Raw genomic sequence first — 18,566 nt, forward strand, 5'->3', positions numbered from 1 at the left:
CATGGCCGGTGCGGTCCCGTTGAGCGCCCTAGGCGGCGTCCTGGCCCCGACGACGGCGGAACTCCTGGTCCTTGGGGTTCTGTCGGATGGGCTTCTCCCGACTCCACCCGATCAGGAGGCCGGTGCACATGAGGAAGGTGGCCAGCACGACGACGAACAGCTGCATGCCGTCCGACGCTAGGTGAGGTCCGGCGCTCGATGGTGTGACCGGCCGGGTCGTCCCGCCACGTGAACGTGACGCTGGTCGCGCGCATGGGGACGGCAGAGTCGGGTAGTGGCACCGTCCGCGACACCGCCGAGGGCGGCCGTGCGAGGCTGGCGCGGTGAGAGTCAACTGGAGCGGGAACGTGCAGTTCTCGGCGGCCGACCTGGTAGTCCCGAGCTCGGTCGAGGAGCTGCAACAGGTGGTGACGGGCTCGGCCCGCGTGCGCGCCCTGGGCACCGCCCACTCCTTCTCCACCGTCGCCGACACCACCGGCACGTTGATCAGCACGAGCGGGCTGAAGCCACCGATCGAGGTGCTGCCCGACGAACGTGTGGCGGTGGTCCCGGCCGGTGCGACGTACGCCGAGGTGGCGACCGCGCTGCACCGGGAGGGGTGGGCGCTGCACAACCTCGGCTCGCTGCCGCACATCTCGGTGGGTGGCGCGTGCTCGACCGGGACCCATGGATCGGGCAACCGGCTGGGCAACCTGTCGACCGCCGTGGTCGGCGTCGAGCTCGTGCGTGCCGACGGGAGGCTGGTGAGGTCCACCGTCGACGACCCGGACTTCTCCGGCATGGTGCTGGCGCTGGGCTGCCTGGGCGTGGTGACCCGGCTGTGGCTGCGGATCGAGCCGGCCTTCGACGTGCGCCAGCAGGTCTTCACCGACGTCTCGCGCGACCTCGTCGTCGAGCGCGTGCAGGAGATCTTCGAGTCCGCCTACAGCGTGAGCATCTTCTCCTCCTTCACCGACCCGCAGCTCATGGAGTCGATCTGGTTCAAGGCGCGCACCGACGGGCCCGAGCGTGCGGGCCCGGAGTCCGTGCTGGGGACCGAGCCCGCCGACCAGCCCCAGCACCCGATCCGCGGGCAGGACACGGCCGCGGCGACCGAGCAGGGCGGCGTACCCGGCGCGTGGCACGAGCGGCTCCCGCACTTCCGGATGGGCTTCACCCCCAGCGTCGGGCACGAGCTCCAGTCGGAGTTCCTGATGCCGCGCGCGGTGGCGGGCGAGGTCATCGAGGCGCTGCACGGCCTCGGCCCGGACCTGTCCGGTGCGCTGCAGGTCTTCGAGATGCGCACCATCGCCGGCGACGACCTGTGGCTGAGCCCGTCGCGGGGACGAGACTCGGTGGCCGCGCACTTCACCTGGCGCCCGGAGTGGGAGATCGTGCGCCCGGCGCTGGAGCGCGTGGAGTCCGTGCTCGCACCGTTCGACCCGCGGCCGCACTGGGGCAAGGTGTTCCTCGACCGCTCACTGCAGGAGATGGACAGCCTGTACCCCGAGCTGCCGCGCTTCCGCGAGCTCCGGGACGCCATGGATCCGGACCGGCGGTTCGGCAACTCCTTCGTCGAGGACCTGATCGGCTGAGCGGCAGGCGATCAGGACGCCGTCAGCACGAGCACGGACATCGTCAGAGGGGGCAGGCCGTCGACGGCCGACTCCACGTCGCGGCGCAGTGCGTCGAGGGAACGGGCGTCGAGGGTGGCGAGGAAGGGTGCGTAGTGCGCCATGCCGAGCCGCCAGGCCGCGAGGTCGTTGCCGGCGATGCCGGTGTCGACCTGCCGGAGGTCGACCTCGACCGTCCCGAAACCGGCCGTGCGGGCCAGCCCGGCCAGGCGCTCGGGGTCGTCCATCGGGTGGCCGCCCTTCATGGTGGTGTACCAGCCAGGTGTGTCGAACCCGTAGCGCCTGACGACCTCGTCGACCACCGCCTTGGCGGGGTGGTCCGAGTCGCCGGCGAAGGAGCCGCTCAGCAGTCCTGCGGCCACGCGGCGGGCCTCGCGCACGGCCTGCTCGGGCCGGTCGAGGTGGCTGAAGCAGAAGGCGGTGGCGGCGAGGTCGAAGGCCCCGTCGGCGAAGGGGAGCGCCGTCGCGTCCCCGATCACCGGGCTGACGCCGGACCCGGCCTTGCGGAGCATCTGCCCGGCGAGGTCGACCGCGACCACGTGGGCGGCGCGGCGGCGCAGCAGGTGGAGTCCGAGAACGCCGGTCCCGGCACCGATGTCGAGGACACGGTGGCCGGTGACGTCGGGTGCCCGGTCCGCGATCGCCGACGCCAGCGCGTCGTACACGCGAGCCGATCCCGTCGACCAGGCATCGGCCGCCGCGTCGTACGCCAGGGCGATGTCGTTCACAGCTCGGTGGCGCCGCGCAGCGCCGCCTCCTCCCACCAGGCCAGCTCGTCGTCGTACCCGGCCAGGCACTTCTCCCACCCGAACTGGACGAGTCCACCGAGGAGGGCGAGGGCGAGCTGTCTGTCCCACCAGGGCTCGGTGTCCACTCCACACGACTCCAGGGCTTCCCGGTAGGTCGCGATGCACGCCTCCTTGGTGATCGGGAGCCGGCGGCAGTTGATCGCGAGGTACCACGCGAGCTCGGCGGCTCCGGGGCCTCGTCCCGGCATCTCCCAGTCGAGCAGGATCGTGTGTCCCTCGTCGTCGGCGCCGAGGTTGAACAGCTTCCAGTCGCCGTGCAGGAACGTCTGCGGGGTCGTCTCCAGTGCCTCGACGAGTCGGCCCGGGTCCCAGGCCAGGGGCAGCACCACCGCGGCGGCGCGCGGCGCGACCTCGTCCAGACGGTCCCAGCCCTGCCCGATCAGCGGTGGTACGACGTGTCCGGAGCCCAGCTCGGCCTCGGCGATCGCCGTCCACGGCGAGAGCATCAGGTAGCGGTGCAGGGGAGGAGTGACCTCCAGCTCGGGGCCGGCGTCCCAGAACGCCGCCTGGAGCTTGCCCATGTGGGTGAGGAACTGCTGGTTGAGCTCCTCGGAGATCGGGGCGTCCTCGTCGGGGAGCAGCCAGGCCGAGACGTCCTGCATCACCAGCGCGACCCGTCGCGAACCCGGTGGTCGGGCCGGGTCGGGCCCGGCGGCGACGACGGGTTGGCCGATGCAGGCGGGGAGCCGGTCGAGGATGCCGCGCTCCCAGAGCTGCACCGTGTAGCAGGAGAGGTCGCCCAGTGCGCGCATCGTCCAGTCCGCTGCGGGGTCGAGTCGCTTGACCACCAGCGCTGTGCCGTCGACCTGGATCCGCTCCAGCCGGGCACCCGACACCCCGGCGGTCTGCAGCGTCTCGGCGTCGGTGGCGGCGTCCAGGATCTCCTCGACCGATCCCCAGCTTCCTTCGGGTCGCATGAGCCCTCCCACCGCTCATGCTGGATCCGGCTGGTCAGCCGGTCAAGGCGACGTCGTCCTCCATCGCAGCGACGAAGTCGCGCTTGACCTTGCGCCAGGCCTCGTCGGTCATGTCGCGGCGCCAGTACGGCGAGCAGGACATGTCCTGCCGGGTCAGACCCCGGTCTGCCAGCAGGTGCCGTCGGATCTGCCGGATCTCGTCGGCCTCTCCGTGCACGAACGCGTGCACCGGTCCGGGTGGGAAGGTGAGGTCGCGGACGGCCTCGGCCAGCAGCGACTCGTCGCGCTCGTCGCCGCGTCGGTGGACCCAGGCCAGCTCGACGTCGCCGGCGCACGCGAGGTCGACCTCGTGCTCGGGTCCGTCGCAGAGCAGGCGGACGAGCGTCGTCGTCCCCGCCGGCACGGCCTCGAGCGAGGCAGCGATCGCGGGCAGTGCGGACTCGTCTCCGACCATCAGCAGCCAGTGGGCTTCCGGCTCGGGGACGTAGCCGCCGCTGGGGCCCTCGAACACCAGCACGTCGCCCGGACGCGCGCTCATCGCCCACGCTCCCGCGACGCCGGTGTCGCCGTGCACCACGAAGTCGATGGTCAGCCGCTGCCGGTCGGCGTCCCAGTCGCGCACGGTGTAGCGGCGGCGGGCCGGCCAGGTCTCCTGGGGGTGCTCGTCGCGCACCTGGGCCGGCTCGAAGACCGCGCCGTACGGCGCACCATCGGGCGGGAAGGCGAGGTTCACGTAGGCGTCGGTCGCCTCGACCATCGTGAACCGGTCGAGGTCCCCTCCGCCGAGGACCACCCGGACCATGCTCGGCGTGATCCTGCTGGTCTCCACCACACGTCCGTGCACGCGGGCCTCCCTCTCGTCGGTGAACTTAGGTCAGCCTAACTAGGAGAGCAAGCGAGCGGGCTGGCGCCAGGGCAGTGGCTCGCCCAGCAGCACCTCGAGCCGGTCGTCGTACGGCGCGTAGTGCTCCTCGAGCCGCGCCCTCGCCCGGGGAGTCATCTCGGCCGGGGGCGACGGGTTCCACCGGCCGAAGCCGGCCGCGGGCACGTGCGGCGGCAGCCCGAGGAACTCCAGCACGCGGGCGTACTCCGGCTCGGGCGTCTCGGAGAACCGTTCGGAGAACAGCACGTGCACGTTCTCGCGACCCAGCTCGGCGAAGAACAGCTCGAGCCGGTCGACGTACTGCCCGCGACGGACGAACGAGCTGTGCCGGTCGGCCCAGCTGAGGTACGACGGATCGGCCGCCATCCGCTCGCGTTCGCCGACGTTGCGCAACGGCTCGAGCTCGATCGCCTCGTCGAAGCTGACCGAGTCGAACCCGCGAGCCACGTTGTGCCGGTGGGCGGAGTGGGCACGCTCGACGGGGTCGCGGAGCATCACGATCGCCTTCACCCCCGGCAGGTCGCGAGCGATCCGGTGCACCGCCTCCGGGTGGTCGAGGTAGTAGCCGCTGGCCTCCATCGCCAGTGGCGGCCGTTCGGACTGTCCGGAGCGCCACTGGGCGACGGCCCGGACCGGGAAGTGGCCGCGGTACCAGCGCGGTCCCTGGGGGTAGTGCACGTCGAAGTAGTTGACGCTCTTGTGCAGCACCGGAGGAGCGACGAGCGGGTGCTCGATGAGCGCCCGGTGCAGGGCGGTGGTCCCGCACCGGTTCCCGCCGCACATCAGGAAGTCGGGAATCATCCGCAGTCCGGCCGTGTAGCGGCCGAACGTCCGGGACACCTGTCGCCCGCGGCGCTTGACCCACATGGGGGCGTCGGCCCGGGTGATCATGCGGCCGACCTGCCGGCAGACGTCGCGAGATCGGGCTGGTCGTGCTCGGCAATGGTCAGGTCCAGGTCGTCGATCGACACGCGCTCGAGGTAGATGCCGGCCGCGACCGAGGTGAGGATCGCCAGCAGGACGAGCCAGATGTAGAACTCCTCGTTGACGATGCCGGCGCCGAGCGCGACGGTCGCGAGGACGATGCCCGGACCGCCGCGCGCGTTGAGGGCGACCGAGAGATGTCGCGTGGGCCGGTCGGGGAGACCGGCCAGCCGGCCGCCGACGTAGGTCGACGCCGCCTTGACCAGGCACGCGCCGGTGAGGAACACCAGGAACCAGCCGACCTCGAACCCGTGGGCCAGGTTCAGGTTCACCCCGACGAGGGCGAAGTAGCAGGGGATGAAGAAGGCGAACGCGAACCTGCGGATCGAGTCCTGGGCCGCGCTGCGCCGCTCCTCGACCTCGTCCGGGCCAGCGGAACCGCGGCGGGGCGTGCCGACGAAGATGCCGGCGACGAACGCCCCGAGGAACGCCTCGAGGTCCAGGACCAGGAAGCCGACCACGAAGGCCAGCAGCACGATCAGCCGACGCGACGTGGTGCTCAGCGGGCCCTTCACGCCCGGATGCGCGCCGATCCACTGGTTGACCCGTGGTGCGAAGGCGAACAGCAGCACGAGCAGGCCGAGGGTCGTCAGCGTGTGGTAGAGGATGTCGGCCGTCGACCCGGCCTGGAGACCCAGCGCACCGGGAAGCCCGGTCGCGGGTCCGGAGGGTGTGGCCAGGTCGACGGCGACGGCCAGTACGACGTACAGGATCACGTCCTCGACGACCGCGACACCGAGCACGACGCGGGCGAAGCCGGTCCGCAGGAGACCGAGGTCGTGCATGATCCGCGAGATCACCGGGATCGACGTGACCGCGACGGCGATCGCGAAGACCAGCACGAAGGAGGTCTGGTTGGCGTTCTCGCCCCACAGCGAGTCCATGGGGACGAGGGCCACCGCGAGCAGCCCGAAGGCGAAGGGGACCACGAGACCCACCGAGCTGACAGCCCCGATGACCCGTCGCTCGGTGCCCCGCATCCGGCGGCGGGCATCGACGCCGGCGATGAACATCAGCAGGAACAGGCCCAGCTGTTGGACGAACCCGATGACTGCGCGGGTGGTGAGGTCGTCGGTGAACATCCAGGCCACCGCGCCTGGCCAGACCTGGCCGAGCACCGTCGGGCCGAGGACGAGGCCACCGAGGATCTCGCCGATGACCCGGGGCTGGCGGAACCGCTGGAACAGGGCGCCGCCGGCGTGCGCGACGAGGAGCAGGGCCAGCAGCGCGATCGCGACCCGCGTCAGGTCGGCCGAGGTGATCACGGACGCCTCACGCAGCCACGGGCATGCGGACCAGCTGGATGTCGGAGCCGTCGACGTCGAAGACGCACACCGAACCGTTGGGCAGCTCGTGCCGCCAGTTCTCGCGTGGGTGGTCGGTGACGTTGGCGATCACCAGCCGGAGCATGGCGGCGTGGCTGACCGCGCCGATGGTCTCGCCGGGGTGCAGCAGGGCGATCGTCCGCAGGGCCAGCAGCATCCGCTCGGCGGCGCGGGCCAGGCTCTCGCCACCGGGACACACGGCGTCGGGTGCGTAGGTCTGGTACCTGGCGTAGGCCATCTCGTCGTGGGCCTTGGCCTCCTCGCTCGTGAGTCCTTCCCACGCGCCGTAGTCGAGGTTCAGGAAACCCGGCATGTCCGTGACGCTGGTCAGGCCGGCGGCATCGGCGATGACGCGGGCGGTGTCGCGCGCCCTGCGGCATGGGCTGGAGTAGATGGTGTGGCTCAAGCCGAGGTCCTGGAGCTCGTCGGCGGCGGACCACGCGTCCTGCCAGCCGCCGGCGTCGAGGGGTACGTCGCGGCGTCCGCGGTAGCGGTTGGCGCGGTTCAGCAGCGTGGTGCCGTGACGGACAAGGTGGATGCGGGTGCTGCTCGACATCAGTTCCCCCGATGGTTAGCACGAGTAAGTTGAGTGAAGAAGTCATATTTCAACCCACCGCCGGTGAACGAGCAAGAACGGCACGAGATCGTCACAGAGCGATCTAGACCGGCTGACTCCCACCCAACGTGGGGCCAACCAGACTGGGCCCATGCTGATCCTGGGTCGCGCGGAGACGGAGTCGGTGCTCGACCACGACGCGATGAGACGCGCGCTGCGCGCCGCCATGGAGGACGTCAGCGCCGGACGGGCGTCGAGCCCGTCCCGGATCGCGGCCCTGGTGCCGGACGCAGGACTCCTCGCGGCCATGCCCGCGTACCTGCCGAACGGTGGGGGACTGGCGGCCAAGCTGGTCAGCCTGTTCCCGGGCAACGCGGGCGGTCGACTGCCGACGCACCAGGCCGTCGTGCTCATCTTCGACCCCGAGTCCGGCGAGCCGGTGGCCCTGCTCGACGGGACGTCGATCACCACGCGTCGTACGGCCGCCGGGTCCGCGCTCTCCGCCGAGCTCCTGGCCCGGGACGACGCCGAGACGCTGGCGATCCTCGGCACTGGCGTGCAGGCGCAGGCGCACGCCGAGGCCATGGTGCGCGTGCGACCGATCCGGCGCCTGCGGGTCGCCGGTCGCCGTCCCGACCACGTGGCCACGCTGTGCTCCGAGCTCGAGCGTGCGCTCGGGCTGGAGGTCCGGCCGGCCGAGAGCTACGCCGAGGCATGTGCGGACGCGGACATCGTCTGCGCCGCCACCCATGCCACCGAGCCGGTGGTGCAGCGCGAGTTCCTGCGGTCCGGCGTGCACGTGACCTCGGTGGGCTTCAACACCGAGGGGCGTGAGGTCGACTCCGCGACCGTGGCGGCCGCACTGGTGGTCGTCGAGTCGCGAGCCGCCGTACTCGCGGATCCGCCGGCCGGCTGCAACGACCTGCGCCAGCCGATCGAGGAGGGCCTGATCGGGCCCGAGCACGTCCATGCCGAGATCGGCGAGCTGCTCCTGGGCACGAGGACGGGTCGCACCTCGCCGGACCAGATCACGCTCTACAAGTCCGTCGGCATCGCCGCCCAGGACGTGGCGGCCGCGCACCTCGTCCTGACAGCGGCTCGGGAGCAGGGCCTCGGCCAGGAGATCGATCTCTTCGCCTGAGGGGACTCGCTTGCGTCATACGAATCGTGCCCTCAAGGCCACCATTCGTATGACGCAAGGCGTGACCACTGTCCGAGATGGATGGTTTGCCGGAATTCGGCACGGGTAGGCGAGAGGTAGGAGCGGTGCGGAGACTCGCCGCAGACGGCACCATCACGCTGGCGAGGAGCCCCGATGATTCTCACGTCACCGAGCAAGGATGTTGACCAGGCGCCACCCGTGACGACCACGTTCGACGTCCCGGAGGACCGACGCGTCACCCGTCTGCCGAGCCGGACCCGGCGCGAGCGCATCGACTGGGAGCGCGCCGAACGGCTGCACTCGTTCGTCAAGGAGCGGGCGCTCGAGCGACTCGCGGAGGCCGAGCAGCGCCACGACCTGACCGCGCTACGGGCCGAGCGCCAGCAGGTGCACGCGATCGAGGCCATCTTCACCCAGGCCCGTCGACGCCGGGGAGTCGTGGCGGCGTGCGCCATCACCTTCTTCCGGGGACGGGCGATGCGCGACGCCCAGCACCCGGACTTCCTGGGGGAGTGGCTGGGCACGACTCGGCAGCCGCGGTCAGCCTGAGCCGTCCGGTGCTGCCGCATGGTCGGCTGCGGCGCGGGCGGCCCCTTCGCGGAAGAACTCCGTCAGCGACCCGACGTCCGGCACCTCGGTCATCAGTCGGGTCGCCCCGAACGGGCGGTTCCAGAACCGGCCGACGCGCGGTTGCCACGGCCCGACGTACGCATAGGGCTCGTCGACGTGGCGGTCACCGGGGGAGACGCCGTAGTTGACGTCGTCCCGCGAGATCCCGACGTCGAAGTGCTCGGGCCAGAGCACCGGTTCCTGGGCGGGTGCGAACGCGCGCATGGCAGCGTCGCCGCGAGCGAGCGCCTCCACCAGCAGATGAACGGCGTCGGGTGCGATCTGCAGCGTGTCGTCCGTCCCCACTCCCGGGCCGTCGGCGTACACGTCACGCAGGGGTCGCGCCCGTACGCCGGCGGCTCGGCCGAGCTCGGCAAAGGTGCCGCCGAGGGGCAACCGGGCGGTCGCGCCCACCAGCTCGAGCCCGTCGACCCTGAGGTCGGGGTCCGCGGTGGTCCCGAACCCGCCTGGTGTCACCCGCAGGCGGATCGAGCCGGAGGTGTCGTACTGCGGTGCGGCGAGCACCATCTCGGCCACACCGTGCAGCGACTGCCGGGTGCGGTCCAGGTCAGCTGGGCTCATCTGCGGATCTCCTTCTCGAACATCCTCGGCTCGACGTGTAACGCCACCGCGGTCGGCGGCACTGATGGGTGTCGCCGAACCGAGGAGTCGTTACATGTCGTCGCCAGAGCAGACCACCCCCAACCTGCCCGGTGGAAGCTGGCACCCGGTCAGCGCAGTCGACGTTCCCGGCGAGGGGCGGGTGCGCAGCGTCACCGTCGACGGTCGGAGCCTCGCACTGACGCGGTGTGGGCCCACGCTCGGAGCCCTGCAGAACCACTGCCCTCACCAGGGCGGTCCGCTGGGGGAGGGGTCGATCGAGAAGGGGTTGTTGCGCTGTCCGTGGCACGGCTACGACTACGACCCGCTGACGGGTGAGTCGCCCGGCACGTTCGGCGATGCCGTCGGGGTCTACGAGGTCGAGGAGCGCGACGACGGTGTCTACGTACGACTTCCGGAGCCCGTCGAGGCGGGGCGCACGGTGGCCGACGTGCTCGTCGAGACACTCGTCGCACACGGTGTGACGCGGGTCTTCGGGATGGTCGGGCATTCCAACCTGGGTTTTGCCGAAGCCCTGAGACGGGCCGAGGAGCGCGGCGAGCTGACGTTCATCGGCATCAGGCACGAGGGCGCGGCGGCCTTCGCGGCGAGCGCCTACGGCAAGCTGACGGGCCGGCCGGCCGCGTGCTTCGCGATCGCCGGACCCGGCTCGACCAACCTGCTGACGGGGCTGTACGACGCGAAGCTGGACCAGTCCCCGGTCATCGCGATCTCTGGTCAGGTGCCCTCCAAGGTCCTCGGTCGCGGCGCCTTCCAGGACCTCGACCTGTCCGCGGTCTTCAAGGACGTGGCACTCACCACGACGACTGTCCAGTCGGGCAGCGACCACGCCGAGCTGGCCGCCCTTGCCGTGAAGCACGCGCGCGACGGGCGCGGCGTGGCGCACCTGGTGCTGCCCGACGAGGTGCAGGCGCTGCCGTCGGACGCTCCGGCGGTCTCTCCCGACGGGCGCTACTCCGACCGGCTGGTCCGGCCCGACGAGCAGGCGCTGGCTCGCGCCGCCCAGCTGGTCGTGAGCGCGAGGCGTCCGGTCCTCATCGTCGGGCACGGCGCCCGCGGTGCGGAGGACGAGGTCACCGCCCTGGCCGAGCGACTGCACGCACCGGTGCTGACCACCTTCAAGGCCAAGGGTCTGGTCCCCGACACCCACCCGCTCGGCGCGGGCGTCCTCGGCCGGAGTGGTACGCCGGTCGCGAGCTGGTTGATGAACGAGTCCGACCTGCTCGTGGTGGTGGGTGCCTCCTTCGCGAACCACACCGGCATCGCGCCGTACAAGCCGATCGTGCAGATCGACGACAACCCCTCCTCGATCGGCCGCTTCGACGCCGTGACCGCCAACGTGCTGGGCGATGCCGCGATCGTCGTGGCGGCGCTGACGGAAGCGGTCGTGGACGCCGATCCCGAGGACCAGCGCCCCGACGTGGCCGAGCGCTGGGAGATCTGGCGTGCCGAGAAGGCACGCCGAGCTGCCGACGACCGCGGCGCCGGGGTCTCGGCCGCGGCCGTCTTCGCGGCGCTGTCCGAGCACCTCCCGAAGGAGGCTGTCGTGACCGTGGACGTGGGCAACCACGCCTACTCGCTGGGGCGCTACCTCGAGTCCAAGGGCCAACCGGTCCTGATGTCCGGCTACCTCGGCTCCATCGGGTTCGGCTACCCGGCCGCGATCGGCGCCTGGGCGGCGGACCCTGATCGACCCGTGGTCGCCGTCACCGGCGACGGCGGGTTCGGGCAGTACGCCATGGAGCTGAACACGGCCGTGAAGTACGGCATCCCCGTCAAGCACGTGCTGCTGAACAACAACGCGCTCGGCAAGATCAGCAAGGAGCAGCTCGCAGCCGACTACCCGGTCTGGCACACCTCGCTGAGCAACCCCGACTGGGCCGCGTACGCCGAGCTCTGCGGCGCGACCGGCATCAAGGTCACCTCCAGTGACCAGCTCGACGAGGCGATGAAGACCCTGTTCGAGACCCCAGGGCCGGCGCTGCTCTGCGTCGAGCAGGACCCGGAACTGATCTGAGCTGCTCTCGAACCCGCCCACCATCCCGAGGAGAAGAACCGTGACCGAAGCACCCAGCGCGACCAGCTACGCCGATCTCAAGGCGCTGTTCATCAACTGCACGCTGAAGCGATCGCCCGAGCCCAGCAACACCCAGGGACTGGTCGACATCAGCCGCCACATCATGGAGGCCCATGGCGTGCAGGTCGACGTCGTCCGCGCCATCGACCACGACATCGCCACCGGCGTCTGGCCCGACATGACCGAGCACGGCTGGGAGACCGACGACTGGCCGGCGATCTTCGAGAAGGTCAAGGCCGCCGACATCCTGGTGCTGGCCGGGCCGATCTGGCTGGGCGACAACAGCTCGATCATGAAGCAGGTCCACGAGCGGTTGTACGGCGGATCGCACCTCCTCAACGACCAGGGGCAGTACCTCTACTACGGCCGGGTCGGCGGCTGCCTGATCACCGGTAACGAGGACGGCATCAAGCACTGCGCGCACAACGTGCTCTACACGCTGCAGCACATCGGCTACACCATCCCGCCCCAGGCCGACGCGGGCTGGATCGGCGAGGCAGGTCCCGGCCCGTCGTACCTCGACCCCGGCTCGGGCGGTCCCGAGAACGACTTCACCAACCGCAACACCACCTTCATGACCTGGAACCTGATGCACCTGGCCAAGCTGCTCAAGGACGCCGGCGGTGTCCCGGCGTACGGCAACCAGCGCAGCGAGTGGGATGCGGGTTGTCGATTCGACTTCGAGAACCCGGAGTACCGATGACAGGCGCTACGCTCCCGGCGTGGTCACGTCGAGCACCGACGACGCGATCGTGGCGGGTGTTCGCTCCGGTGACGAAGCCATCTTCGCGCAACTGCTGAACGACTGGTCACGATCGATGTTGCTGCTCGCCCGCACCTTCGTCTCGACGGAGGCCTCCGCCGAGGAGGTCGTCCAGGACACCTGGCTGGCCGTCATCCGGGGCATCGACGGCTTCGAGGGTCGGTCCTCGCTGCGCACCTGGGTCTACCGGATCCTGGTCAACACCGCCAAGAAGCGCGGGCTGCGCGAGAGCCGGACGGTGCCGTGGAGCAGCCTTGCCGGCGTCGAGAGCGACCACGGCCCCACCGTCGATCCGGTGCTGTTCCGTGATGCCGACGACCAGTACGCAGGACACTGGCGGTCCTTCCCTCGGGAGTGGCGATCCGCAGAGGGCAGCGTGCTCGACAGCGAGGTGCGGACCACGGTGCGTGAGGCGATCGACTCGTTGCCCGACCGGCAGCGGGTCGTGATCACCCTGCGTGACGTGATCGGGCACAGCTCCGAGGAGGTCTGCCAGATGCTCGAGCTGTCCGGCGCCAACCAGCGGGTGCTGCTGCATCGCGCCCGGGCCGCCGTACGCACCCGGCTGGCGTCCTACCTGGAGGTGGCCCGATGAGCGACCTCACCTGCCAGGAGTTCGTCGAGCTGGTCACCGACTACTTCGAGGGCGAGCTCGATGCCGAGACCACCGCCCGCTTCGACGAGCACCGGGCGCTGTGCCCCGGTTGCGAGACCTACCTGCTCCAGATGAAGGAGACGGTCTCCCGGCTCGGGGAGATCCCGGTCGAGTCCCTCTCCGAGGAGATGCAGTCGACGTTGCTCTCGGCCTTCCGCGACGTGCGCCGCTGACATGCCTGACGTCGAGTTCACCAACCTCCTGCTGGTCGCCGTCATCGCCCTACTGGCGCCGCTGACCCTGGGGCTGGCCCCGCGACTGAGGGTCCCGGCCGTCGTGCTCGAGATCGTCGCCGGCATCGTCGTGGGTCCCCAGGTCCTCGGCTGGGTCGAGGTCGACCTGCCGGTCTCGATCGTGTCGCTCCTCGGCCTCGCGTTCCTGCTGTTCCTGGCCGGGCTGGAGATCGACCTGCAGCAGCTCAGGGGGCAGGTGCTGCGGCTCGCCCTCGTCGGGTACGCCGTGACGCTGGTGCTCGGAGTCGTGACGGGGCTCGGGCTGGACGCCGTGGGCTGGGTGCACAGCCCGGGCCTGGTGGCGGTCACCCTCTCCGCCACGTCGCTGGGTCTCGTGGTGCCGGTGCTCAAGGACGCAGGCCAGGTCGACTCACGGCTCGGCCAGACGGTCGTGGCGGCTGCCTCGGTCGCTGACTTCGCCGCCATCGTGCTGCTCTCGTTGTTCTTCTCGGCATCGGACGGCTCGACCGGCAGTCGGCTGGTGCTGCTGGTGTCGTTCGCGGCACTCGTGGGGGCCACGGCGGTCGCCACCATGTTCGTCGCCCGCTCGCGACGGCTGACGATGACGTTGACCCGGCTGCAGGACACCACTGCGCAGATCCGGGTGCGCGCAGCCGTCGTACTCCTCGTGGCCTTCGTCGCCCTGGCCGAGCAGTTCGGGCTGGAGAGCATCCTCGGCGCCTTCATGGCCGGGGCGGTGGTAGGTCTCGTCGACCGTGACTCCGTGTCACACCCCAACTTCCGGCTCAAGCTCGAGGCCATCGGCTACGGCTTCCTCATCCCGGTGTTCTTCGTGAGCAGCGGGCTGCGGCTCGACCTGAGCGGTCTGATGGAGAACCCGGCGGCCCTCGCGCGGGTGCCGGTGTTCGTGCTCGCCCTGCTCGTCGTACGCGGGCTGCCGGCGCTGCTGTTCTCCCGGCTCTTCGACCGCCGCTCGGTCGTCGCCGCCGGTCTGCTGCAGGCGACCTCGTTGCCGTTCATCGTCACGGCCACGCAGATCGGTGTGCTCACGGGCTTGCTGAGCGGCGTGACCGCGGCCGCCATGGTGTGCGCCGGGTTGTTGTCGGTGGTGCTGTTCCCGGTGGCAGCGCTGGCGTTGCTGCGCTCGCACCTGAGTACTTCGACGGATGTCGGGTCGATGTCGCCGTCGTGAGACTGGGGACATGGAATCCCAGACACCCAGTGCCAAGAACACCAACGCCTTCTTCGCCCAGTCGGCCATCGCCTTCGGCGTCGCCGTGTTCGCCATGCTGGTCGCGATCTACTACCTGCCGGGGGAGTCGTGGCCCAAGGCCTTCCTCGCCCTCGGCACCCTCTTCCTGACGACGTCGGCCTTCACGCTCGCCAAGTGCGTGCGCGATGCCCAGGAGAGCCAGTACGTCGTGTCCCGGCTCGACCAGGCCCGCGTCGACCGGATCCTGGCCGAGCACGACCCGTGGAAGGAAGTCGGCTGACCTCAGCCGACGCTCGGCTGGGTGACCGGGTCGGAGGTCGGGATCGTCACCACGAACCGGCAGCCGTCCTCGACGTTCTCCACCTCGACCCGTCCGCGGTGCACCTCGATGAGCCCGCGCACGATGGCCAGTCCGAGCCCGGCACCGCTGCCCGAGGCGACCGGTTCGGCGCCGGGTGTGCGGGCGGAGGCGCCACCGCGGAACGCCACGTCGAAGACACGGTCGATGTCCTCACGCGGGATGCCGCCGCAGCCGTCGCGCACACTGAGCTCGACCGCGTCGGGGCGTGACCAACCGCGGATCTGCACGGCGCCGTCACTGGGGGTGTGCCGGATCGCGTTCATCAGCAGGTTGCCGATCACCCGGGACATGGCGTGGGGATCGACGTGGACCAGCACGTCGGGGTCGACCTGCCCGTCGAGCCGGACGCCCTTCACGGCCGCCACCGACTCAGCGGCAGCGAGGGACTCGCTGACCAGGTCGCCGAGGGCGATCGTCTGGGGCGAGGGGTCCAGCAGGCCGGCGTGGATCTGGGACAGCTCGAAGAGGTCATCCACCATCCGCACGGTGCGGTTGACCTCGGCGCTGATCTGCCGGTGGTAGCGCGACGGGTCATCGACCATGCCGTCCTCGAGTGCCTCGGTCATCGCGCGCAGTCCGGCGAGCGGCGTACGCAGGTCGTGGGAGACCCAGGAGACCAGCTCGCGGCGCGACTCCTCGAGCCGCTGCTCGCGCTCACGGGCCTCGGTCAGCTTGCGGGAGGTCTCGCGGAGCTCCTCGTTGAGGGCGGTGAACTCGGCCGGGCCGGTGACGTCGGCGTCGTACTTTCCGGACTCGCCGAAGCGTCGAGCCCCCTCCCGCAGCTGCCGCGACGAGCGCACCACGACGGCTCCCACGAGGGAGGCGAAGCAGGCGGCGACGATGCCCGCGACCAGGCAGACCCAGAGCACGACGACGTAGTCGTGGTCGGAGATGAACATCGCGCGGGCGGTGCCGATCACGGCCGCGATCATCGCTGCGGCCGCGACGACGGCGACCCCGGCCGGCAGCCAGCGGAGACTCGCACCGCGGAACACCCAGGCGAAGAGCAGGCCGACGACGCCGACCGAGGCGGCGCACCCGGCGGCGATCGCGATGATGACGACCTCGTCGTGGCTCATGAGTCCTCCCACCGGTAGCCGACGCCCCACACGGTCACGAGTCGCACCGGGTGGGTCGGGTCGGTCTCGAGCTTCTCGCGCAGGCGGCGTACGTGCACGGTGACGGTCGAGTCGTCACCGAACGACCAGCCCCACACGTCGCGCAACAGGTCCTCGCGGGAGAACACGGTGCCGGCGTGGGAGACGAAGTGGTGCAGCAGGTCGAACTCGCGGACGGTCATCGCCACCCGCTCGTCGCCGCGGGTGACCACGCGCGAGCCGGGATCGACCACGATGTCGCCCGACCGCACCGGGCCGCCGACCGGCACCGGCTCCTGCGTACGACGGAGCACGGAGTCGACGCGCAGCACGAGCTCACGCGGGCTGAACGGCTTGGTCACGTAGTCGTCGGCGCCGACCTCGAGGCCCACGACGCGGTCGTTGACCGACCCCTTGGCGGTCAGCATGATCACCGGGATGTCGCCGGACTCGCGCAGCCGCCGGCACACCTCGAGCCCGTCGATGCCGGGCAGCATCAGGTCGAGCACCACCAGCTCCGGTTGCGACGACGCGACGGACGCCAGCGCCTCGTGGCCGTCGGCCGCCGACGTGACGGTGTGGCCAGCCTTGCTGAGGTAGGTGATCACGACCTCGCGCACGGTCGCGTCGTCGTCGACGACGAGCACTGCCGCCATCGCTCACCTCCCCGCTCGTCCAACAGTCTGCGCCATGCCGGGTAGCCCGGACGGGCGCCTCATCTCGCCAGCACCGCGAACCACCGGCCGTGGTGGTCCCCGACCTCAGCGACGCGCAGTCCCGCGTCGGCCGCGACCTGCGCGATCGCGTCCGGTCCCACCGAGGCCCACGGGAAGGGTCCCGACCTCTTCAGCGCGGTGACCAGGCGGGCGTCATGCCGGCGTACGCCGGTGCCTGGCGCGGCGAGGTCGCAGACCACGCGTCCGGTGCGGTCGAGCAGCTCCGCCGTACGACGCAGCAGCCGCTCGGGCGCGCCACCGATGCCGATGTTGCCGTCGGCCAGCAGGATCGTGTTCCAGCGACCCTCGCCCGGGAGCGGGTCGAAGACGTTGCGTCGCAGGGCGGAGACACCTCGGCGGCGGGCCTGTTCCACGGCCTCGCGCACGATGTCGACACCGAGCACGACGTGGCCGCGCTCCGCGAGGTGGGCACTCATCCGGCCGGGACCGCAGCCCACGTCGAGCGTGGCCCCGCGACAGTGGGCGAGCAGCACGCGGTCGCCGTGGTTCACGGGCCTGGTCCACTCGTGCACGGGCAACGGCACGTGCACCTGGACGCCGGTCACGGTGCACGACTCCCCGCGCAGCGCGTCGCTGTAGACCTCGCTGAACGTGTGCATTCGCGGCACCTGGGTGGTGGCCGGTTCGCCGATGGTCATCGCGCGACCTCCAGGAAGGCGCGGGCGAAGCGGCTGTGCGGCGCAGTGGAGGCCACTGATTCGGCGTCCTCGACCTCGTCGACGTCGCGCAGGGTCTCGACGTCGCTCACCCGCGCGCCGGCCCGGACGAGTGCCTCGCGGGTGAGGTCGCCGGTGCGAGCCGTCGACATCGGCACCTCGCCGAGGCCGTCGACCAGGTGGGGACCGCCGACACCGAGCAGCCACCAACCACCGTCGGCGGCAGGACCGAGCACGGCGTCGTCCCGGTGGCGGAGCCGGGACCCGGCCTCGGTCAGCGTCACGGAGTCCAGGTGCGGCGTGTCCATGCCGACCTGCACGACGGGGGCCGCCGAGGCGACCGCGGCGTCGTGGTGGGCGTTCACCAACCGCGCGGCGAAGTCGTTGCCGCGCTGGGGGTGCACCACCCATCCCTCGGTCGCGTCCAGCAGCTCGTCGGCTCGCTCCGACTGGGCCAGGACGCCGTGGAGCGCGAGGTGGCACCGCTCGGCGCCGTACGCCGACGCGCAGACCGAGAGCGTGTCCAGCAGCGACGCAGCCGCCAGCCGAGCAGCCCGATCCATGCCGATGTCGCGGCCGAGCCGGGTTTTCACCCGGCCGGCGACCGGAGCCTTCGCGACCACCAGCATCACCGCGGGCCTCACGAGAGCACCCGCGCGAAGTCCCTCGCCGCACGCAAGGTGCCGGTCACCGACCCGGACACCTTCGACCGGGTGCCGGCAGCACGCGGGTGGTAGTCGATGTCGCACTCGACGAACCGCCACTGCGCCGTTGCGGCTCGCTGGAGGAGCTCCACGGGGTAGCCGAACCGCCGGTCCTCCACACCGAGACCGAGCAGCGCTCCGCGCCGGGCGACGCGCATGGGCGCGATGTCGTGCAGCGGGAGGCCGATCCTCCGGCGCAGCCACCACAGCACCACCGCGTTGCCGGCGCGGGCGTGCCAGGGCCACACCCCGCGGCGCGTGGGGCGACGGCGTCCGACGGCGAGGTCGGCGTCGCCGGTGACCACGAGGTCGAGCAGGGGCACCAGGTCGGCCGGGTCCATCGAGCCGTCACCGTCCATCACCGCGACGAACTCAGCGGTGGCGGCCTCCAGCCCGGCGTGCACCGCGGCGCCGTACCCGGCTCGCGGTTCGTCGACGACCGTGGCGCCCAGCCCGCGGGCCACCTCGGCGGTGTCGTCCCTGGAGCCGTTGTCGACCACGACCGCTCGGAACCCCACCGGCAGTCGACGCAGCAGGGCGGGCAGCGCAGGCGCCTCGTCGCGGCACGGGATCACCACGTCGCACGCAGGGATGACGGTCATCCTGCAAACGTATGGGCGACCGGCTCGG

22 protein-coding genes are annotated in these 18,566 nt (G+C 71.1%); 9 read left to right on the top strand and 13 right to left on the bottom strand.

All coding sequences use genetic code 11. The features are described 5' to 3' along the window. Positions 1–28: 28 nt before the first annotated feature. On the bottom strand, positions 29–166 hold the full coding sequence (locus H976_RS30435; protein ID WP_196804110.1) for a hypothetical protein: 138 nt from the start codon (positions 164–166) through the stop codon (positions 29–31). Between the two features lie 157 nt (positions 167–323). Here H976_RS30435 and H976_RS0115895 point away from each other — a divergent pair, with 157 nt between their 5' ends. Next, positions 324–1,574 carry an FAD-binding protein gene (locus tag H976_RS0115895; RefSeq protein ID WP_027862349.1) on the top strand — a complete coding sequence of 417 codons (1,251 nt, stop codon included), beginning with the start codon at positions 324–326 and terminating at the stop codon, positions 1,572–1,574. 11 nt (positions 1,575–1,585) lie between these two features. Here the strand turns inward: H976_RS0115895 and H976_RS28960 are convergent, their stop codons facing one another. From H976_RS28960 to H976_RS26740, 6 genes are read right to left on the bottom strand one after another with little or no spacing between them, the layout of a single operon-like run. Then, positions 1,586–2,341, bottom strand: a complete 756-nt coding sequence (locus tag H976_RS28960) for a class I SAM-dependent methyltransferase (RefSeq protein ID WP_051276907.1) — start codon at positions 2,339–2,341, stop codon at positions 1,586–1,588. After that, positions 2,338–3,339 carry a phosphotransferase family protein gene (locus H976_RS0115905; protein ID WP_027862350.1) on the bottom strand — a complete coding sequence of 334 codons (1,002 nt, stop codon included), beginning with the start codon at positions 3,337–3,339 and terminating at the stop codon, positions 2,338–2,340. The genes H976_RS28960 and H976_RS0115905 overlap by 4 nt, the downstream gene beginning before the upstream one ends. A 34-nt stretch (positions 3,340–3,373) precedes the next feature. Continuing rightward, positions 3,374–4,183 (bottom strand): siderophore-interacting protein, encoded by an 810-nt coding sequence (locus H976_RS0115910; protein ID WP_027862351.1) that lies wholly within the window; start codon positions 4,181–4,183, stop codon positions 3,374–3,376. Between the two features lie 39 nt (positions 4,184–4,222). Next, on the bottom strand, positions 4,223–5,113 hold the full coding sequence (locus H976_RS0115915; RefSeq protein ID WP_027862352.1) for a sulfotransferase domain-containing protein: 891 nt from the start codon (positions 5,111–5,113) through the stop codon (positions 4,223–4,225). Continuing rightward, positions 5,110–6,471, bottom strand: a complete 1,362-nt coding sequence (locus tag H976_RS26735; protein ID WP_051276908.1) for a cation:proton antiporter — start codon at positions 6,469–6,471, stop codon at positions 5,110–5,112. Before H976_RS26735 ends, H976_RS0115915 begins: the two co-directional genes overlap by 4 nt. A gap of 7 nt (positions 6,472–6,478) precedes the next feature. Beyond that, complete coding sequence (locus tag H976_RS26740) at positions 6,479–7,087, bottom strand: histidine phosphatase family protein (RefSeq protein WP_051276909.1); 609 nt, start codon at positions 7,085–7,087, stop codon at positions 6,479–6,481. A gap of 151 nt (positions 7,088–7,238) precedes the next feature. Here H976_RS26740 and H976_RS0115930 point away from each other — a divergent pair, with 151 nt between their 5' ends. After that, entirely contained in the window at positions 7,239–8,228 is a 990-nt protein-coding gene (locus tag H976_RS0115930) for an ornithine cyclodeaminase family protein (RefSeq protein ID WP_027862353.1), read from the top strand. A gap of 219 nt (positions 8,229–8,447) precedes the next feature. Then, positions 8,448–8,798 (top strand): hypothetical protein, encoded by a 351-nt coding sequence (locus H976_RS0115935; RefSeq protein ID WP_027862354.1) that lies wholly within the window; start codon positions 8,448–8,450, stop codon positions 8,796–8,798. Here the strand turns inward: H976_RS0115935 and H976_RS0115940 are convergent. Then, the gene (locus H976_RS0115940) at positions 8,790–9,440 is read right to left on the bottom strand and encodes a hypothetical protein (protein ID WP_027862355.1); all 651 of its coding nucleotides are present in this window, start codon (positions 9,438–9,440) and stop codon (positions 8,790–8,792) included. The genes H976_RS0115935 and H976_RS0115940 overlap by 9 nt on opposite strands. 94 nt (positions 9,441–9,534) lie before the next feature. Here H976_RS0115940 and H976_RS0115945 point away from each other — a divergent pair, with 94 nt between their 5' ends. The 6 genes from H976_RS0115945 to H976_RS0115970 are packed head-to-tail and all read left to right on the top strand — an operon-like array spanning position 9,535 to position 14,661. After that, entirely contained in the window at positions 9,535–11,496 is a 1,962-nt protein-coding gene (locus H976_RS0115945) for a thiamine pyrophosphate-binding protein (protein WP_051276910.1), read from the top strand. Between the two features lie 40 nt (positions 11,497–11,536). Continuing rightward, positions 11,537–12,259, top strand: coding sequence for a flavodoxin family protein (locus tag H976_RS0115950; protein WP_027862357.1), 723 nt, complete (start codon positions 11,537–11,539; stop codon positions 12,257–12,259). A 19-nt stretch (positions 12,260–12,278) separates the two neighbouring features. Beyond that, positions 12,279–12,914: an RNA polymerase sigma factor gene (locus H976_RS0115955; protein WP_027862358.1), complete on the top strand. Its 636-nt coding sequence runs from the start codon at positions 12,279–12,281 to the stop codon at positions 12,912–12,914. After that, the gene (locus tag H976_RS0115960; protein WP_027862359.1) at positions 12,911–13,147 is read left to right on the top strand and encodes an anti-sigma factor; all 237 of its coding nucleotides are present in this window, start codon (positions 12,911–12,913) and stop codon (positions 13,145–13,147) included. The genes H976_RS0115955 and H976_RS0115960 overlap by 4 nt, the downstream gene beginning before the upstream one ends. A gap of 1 nt (position 13,148) precedes the next feature. Beyond that, a complete protein-coding gene (locus H976_RS26745; RefSeq protein WP_036226781.1) occupies positions 13,149–14,360 on the top strand; it encodes a cation:proton antiporter in 1,212 nt (403 codons plus the stop codon). 10 nt (positions 14,361–14,370) lie between these two features. Then, positions 14,371–14,661 (top strand): YiaA/YiaB family inner membrane protein, encoded by a 291-nt coding sequence (locus H976_RS0115970; protein ID WP_027862360.1) that lies wholly within the window; start codon positions 14,371–14,373, stop codon positions 14,659–14,661. Positions 14,662–14,663: 2 nt separating this feature from the next. Here H976_RS0115970 and H976_RS0115975 read toward each other — a convergent pair whose 3' ends face one another. From H976_RS0115975 to H976_RS0115995, 5 genes are read right to left on the bottom strand one after another with little or no spacing between them, the layout of a single operon-like run. Next, complete coding sequence (locus tag H976_RS0115975; RefSeq protein WP_036226782.1) at positions 14,664–15,821, bottom strand: sensor histidine kinase KdpD; 1,158 nt, start codon at positions 15,819–15,821, stop codon at positions 14,664–14,666. Next, positions 15,818–16,495 (bottom strand): response regulator transcription factor, encoded by a 678-nt coding sequence (locus H976_RS0115980; RefSeq protein ID WP_027862362.1) that lies wholly within the window; start codon positions 16,493–16,495, stop codon positions 15,818–15,820. The genes H976_RS0115975 and H976_RS0115980 overlap by 4 nt, the downstream gene beginning before the upstream one ends. Positions 16,496–16,554: 59 nt before the next feature. After that, positions 16,555–17,214 carry a class I SAM-dependent methyltransferase gene (locus tag H976_RS0115985; protein WP_196804111.1) on the bottom strand — a complete coding sequence of 220 codons (660 nt, stop codon included), beginning with the start codon at positions 17,212–17,214 and terminating at the stop codon, positions 16,555–16,557. Next, on the bottom strand, positions 17,211–17,876 hold the full coding sequence (locus tag H976_RS0115990; protein WP_027862364.1) for a DUF2064 domain-containing protein: 666 nt from the start codon (positions 17,874–17,876) through the stop codon (positions 17,211–17,213). The genes H976_RS0115985 and H976_RS0115990 overlap by 4 nt, the downstream gene beginning before the upstream one ends. After that, positions 17,873–18,538 (bottom strand): glycosyltransferase family 2 protein, encoded by a 666-nt coding sequence (locus H976_RS0115995; protein WP_155918322.1) that lies wholly within the window; start codon positions 18,536–18,538, stop codon positions 17,873–17,875. Before H976_RS0115995 ends, H976_RS0115990 begins: the two co-directional genes overlap by 4 nt. Positions 18,539–18,566 lie beyond the last annotated feature (28 nt).

It is taken from the genome of Marmoricola sp. URHB0036, from assembly GCF_000426045.1.
Classification (GTDB): domain Bacteria; phylum Actinomycetota; class Actinomycetes; order Propionibacteriales; family Nocardioidaceae; genus Marmoricola.

Coding starts and splice junctions, on each gene's coding strand:
- H976_RS0115995 (WP_155918322.1), bottom strand. CDS start 18,538: ATGACCGTCATCCCTGCGTGCGACGTGGTGATCCCGTGCCGCGACGAG.
- H976_RS26745 (WP_036226781.1), top strand. CDS start 13,149: ATGCCTGACGTCGAGTTCACCAACCTCCTGCTGGTCGCCGTCATCGCC.
- H976_RS0115985 (WP_196804111.1), bottom strand. CDS start 17,214: ATGACCATCGGCGAACCGGCCACCACCCAGGTGCCGCGAATGCACACG.
- H976_RS26740 (WP_051276909.1), bottom strand. CDS start 7,087: ATGTCGAGCAGCACCCGCATCCACCTTGTCCGTCACGGCACCACGCTG.
- H976_RS0115945 (WP_051276910.1), top strand. CDS start 9,535: ATGTCGTCGCCAGAGCAGACCACCCCCAACCTGCCCGGTGGAAGCTGG.
- H976_RS0115940 (WP_027862355.1), bottom strand. CDS start 9,440: ATGAGCCCAGCTGACCTGGACCGCACCCGGCAGTCGCTGCACGGTGTG.
- H976_RS0115960 (WP_027862359.1), top strand. CDS start 12,911: ATGAGCGACCTCACCTGCCAGGAGTTCGTCGAGCTGGTCACCGACTAC.
- H976_RS0115975 (WP_036226782.1), bottom strand. CDS start 15,821: ATGAGCCACGACGAGGTCGTCATCATCGCGATCGCCGCCGGGTGCGCC.
- H976_RS30435 (WP_196804110.1), bottom strand. CDS start 166: ATGCAGCTGTTCGTCGTCGTGCTGGCCACCTTCCTCATGTGCACCGGC.
- H976_RS0115970 (WP_027862360.1), top strand. CDS start 14,371: ATGGAATCCCAGACACCCAGTGCCAAGAACACCAACGCCTTCTTCGCC.
- H976_RS0115915 (WP_027862352.1), bottom strand. CDS start 5,113: ATGATCACCCGGGCCGACGCCCCCATGTGGGTCAAGCGCCGCGGGCGA.
- H976_RS0115905 (WP_027862350.1), bottom strand. CDS start 3,339: ATGCGACCCGAAGGAAGCTGGGGATCGGTCGAGGAGATCCTGGACGCC.
- H976_RS0115980 (WP_027862362.1), bottom strand. CDS start 16,495: ATGGCGGCAGTGCTCGTCGTCGACGACGACGCGACCGTGCGCGAGGTC.
- H976_RS0115930 (WP_027862353.1), top strand. CDS start 7,239: ATGCTGATCCTGGGTCGCGCGGAGACGGAGTCGGTGCTCGACCACGAC.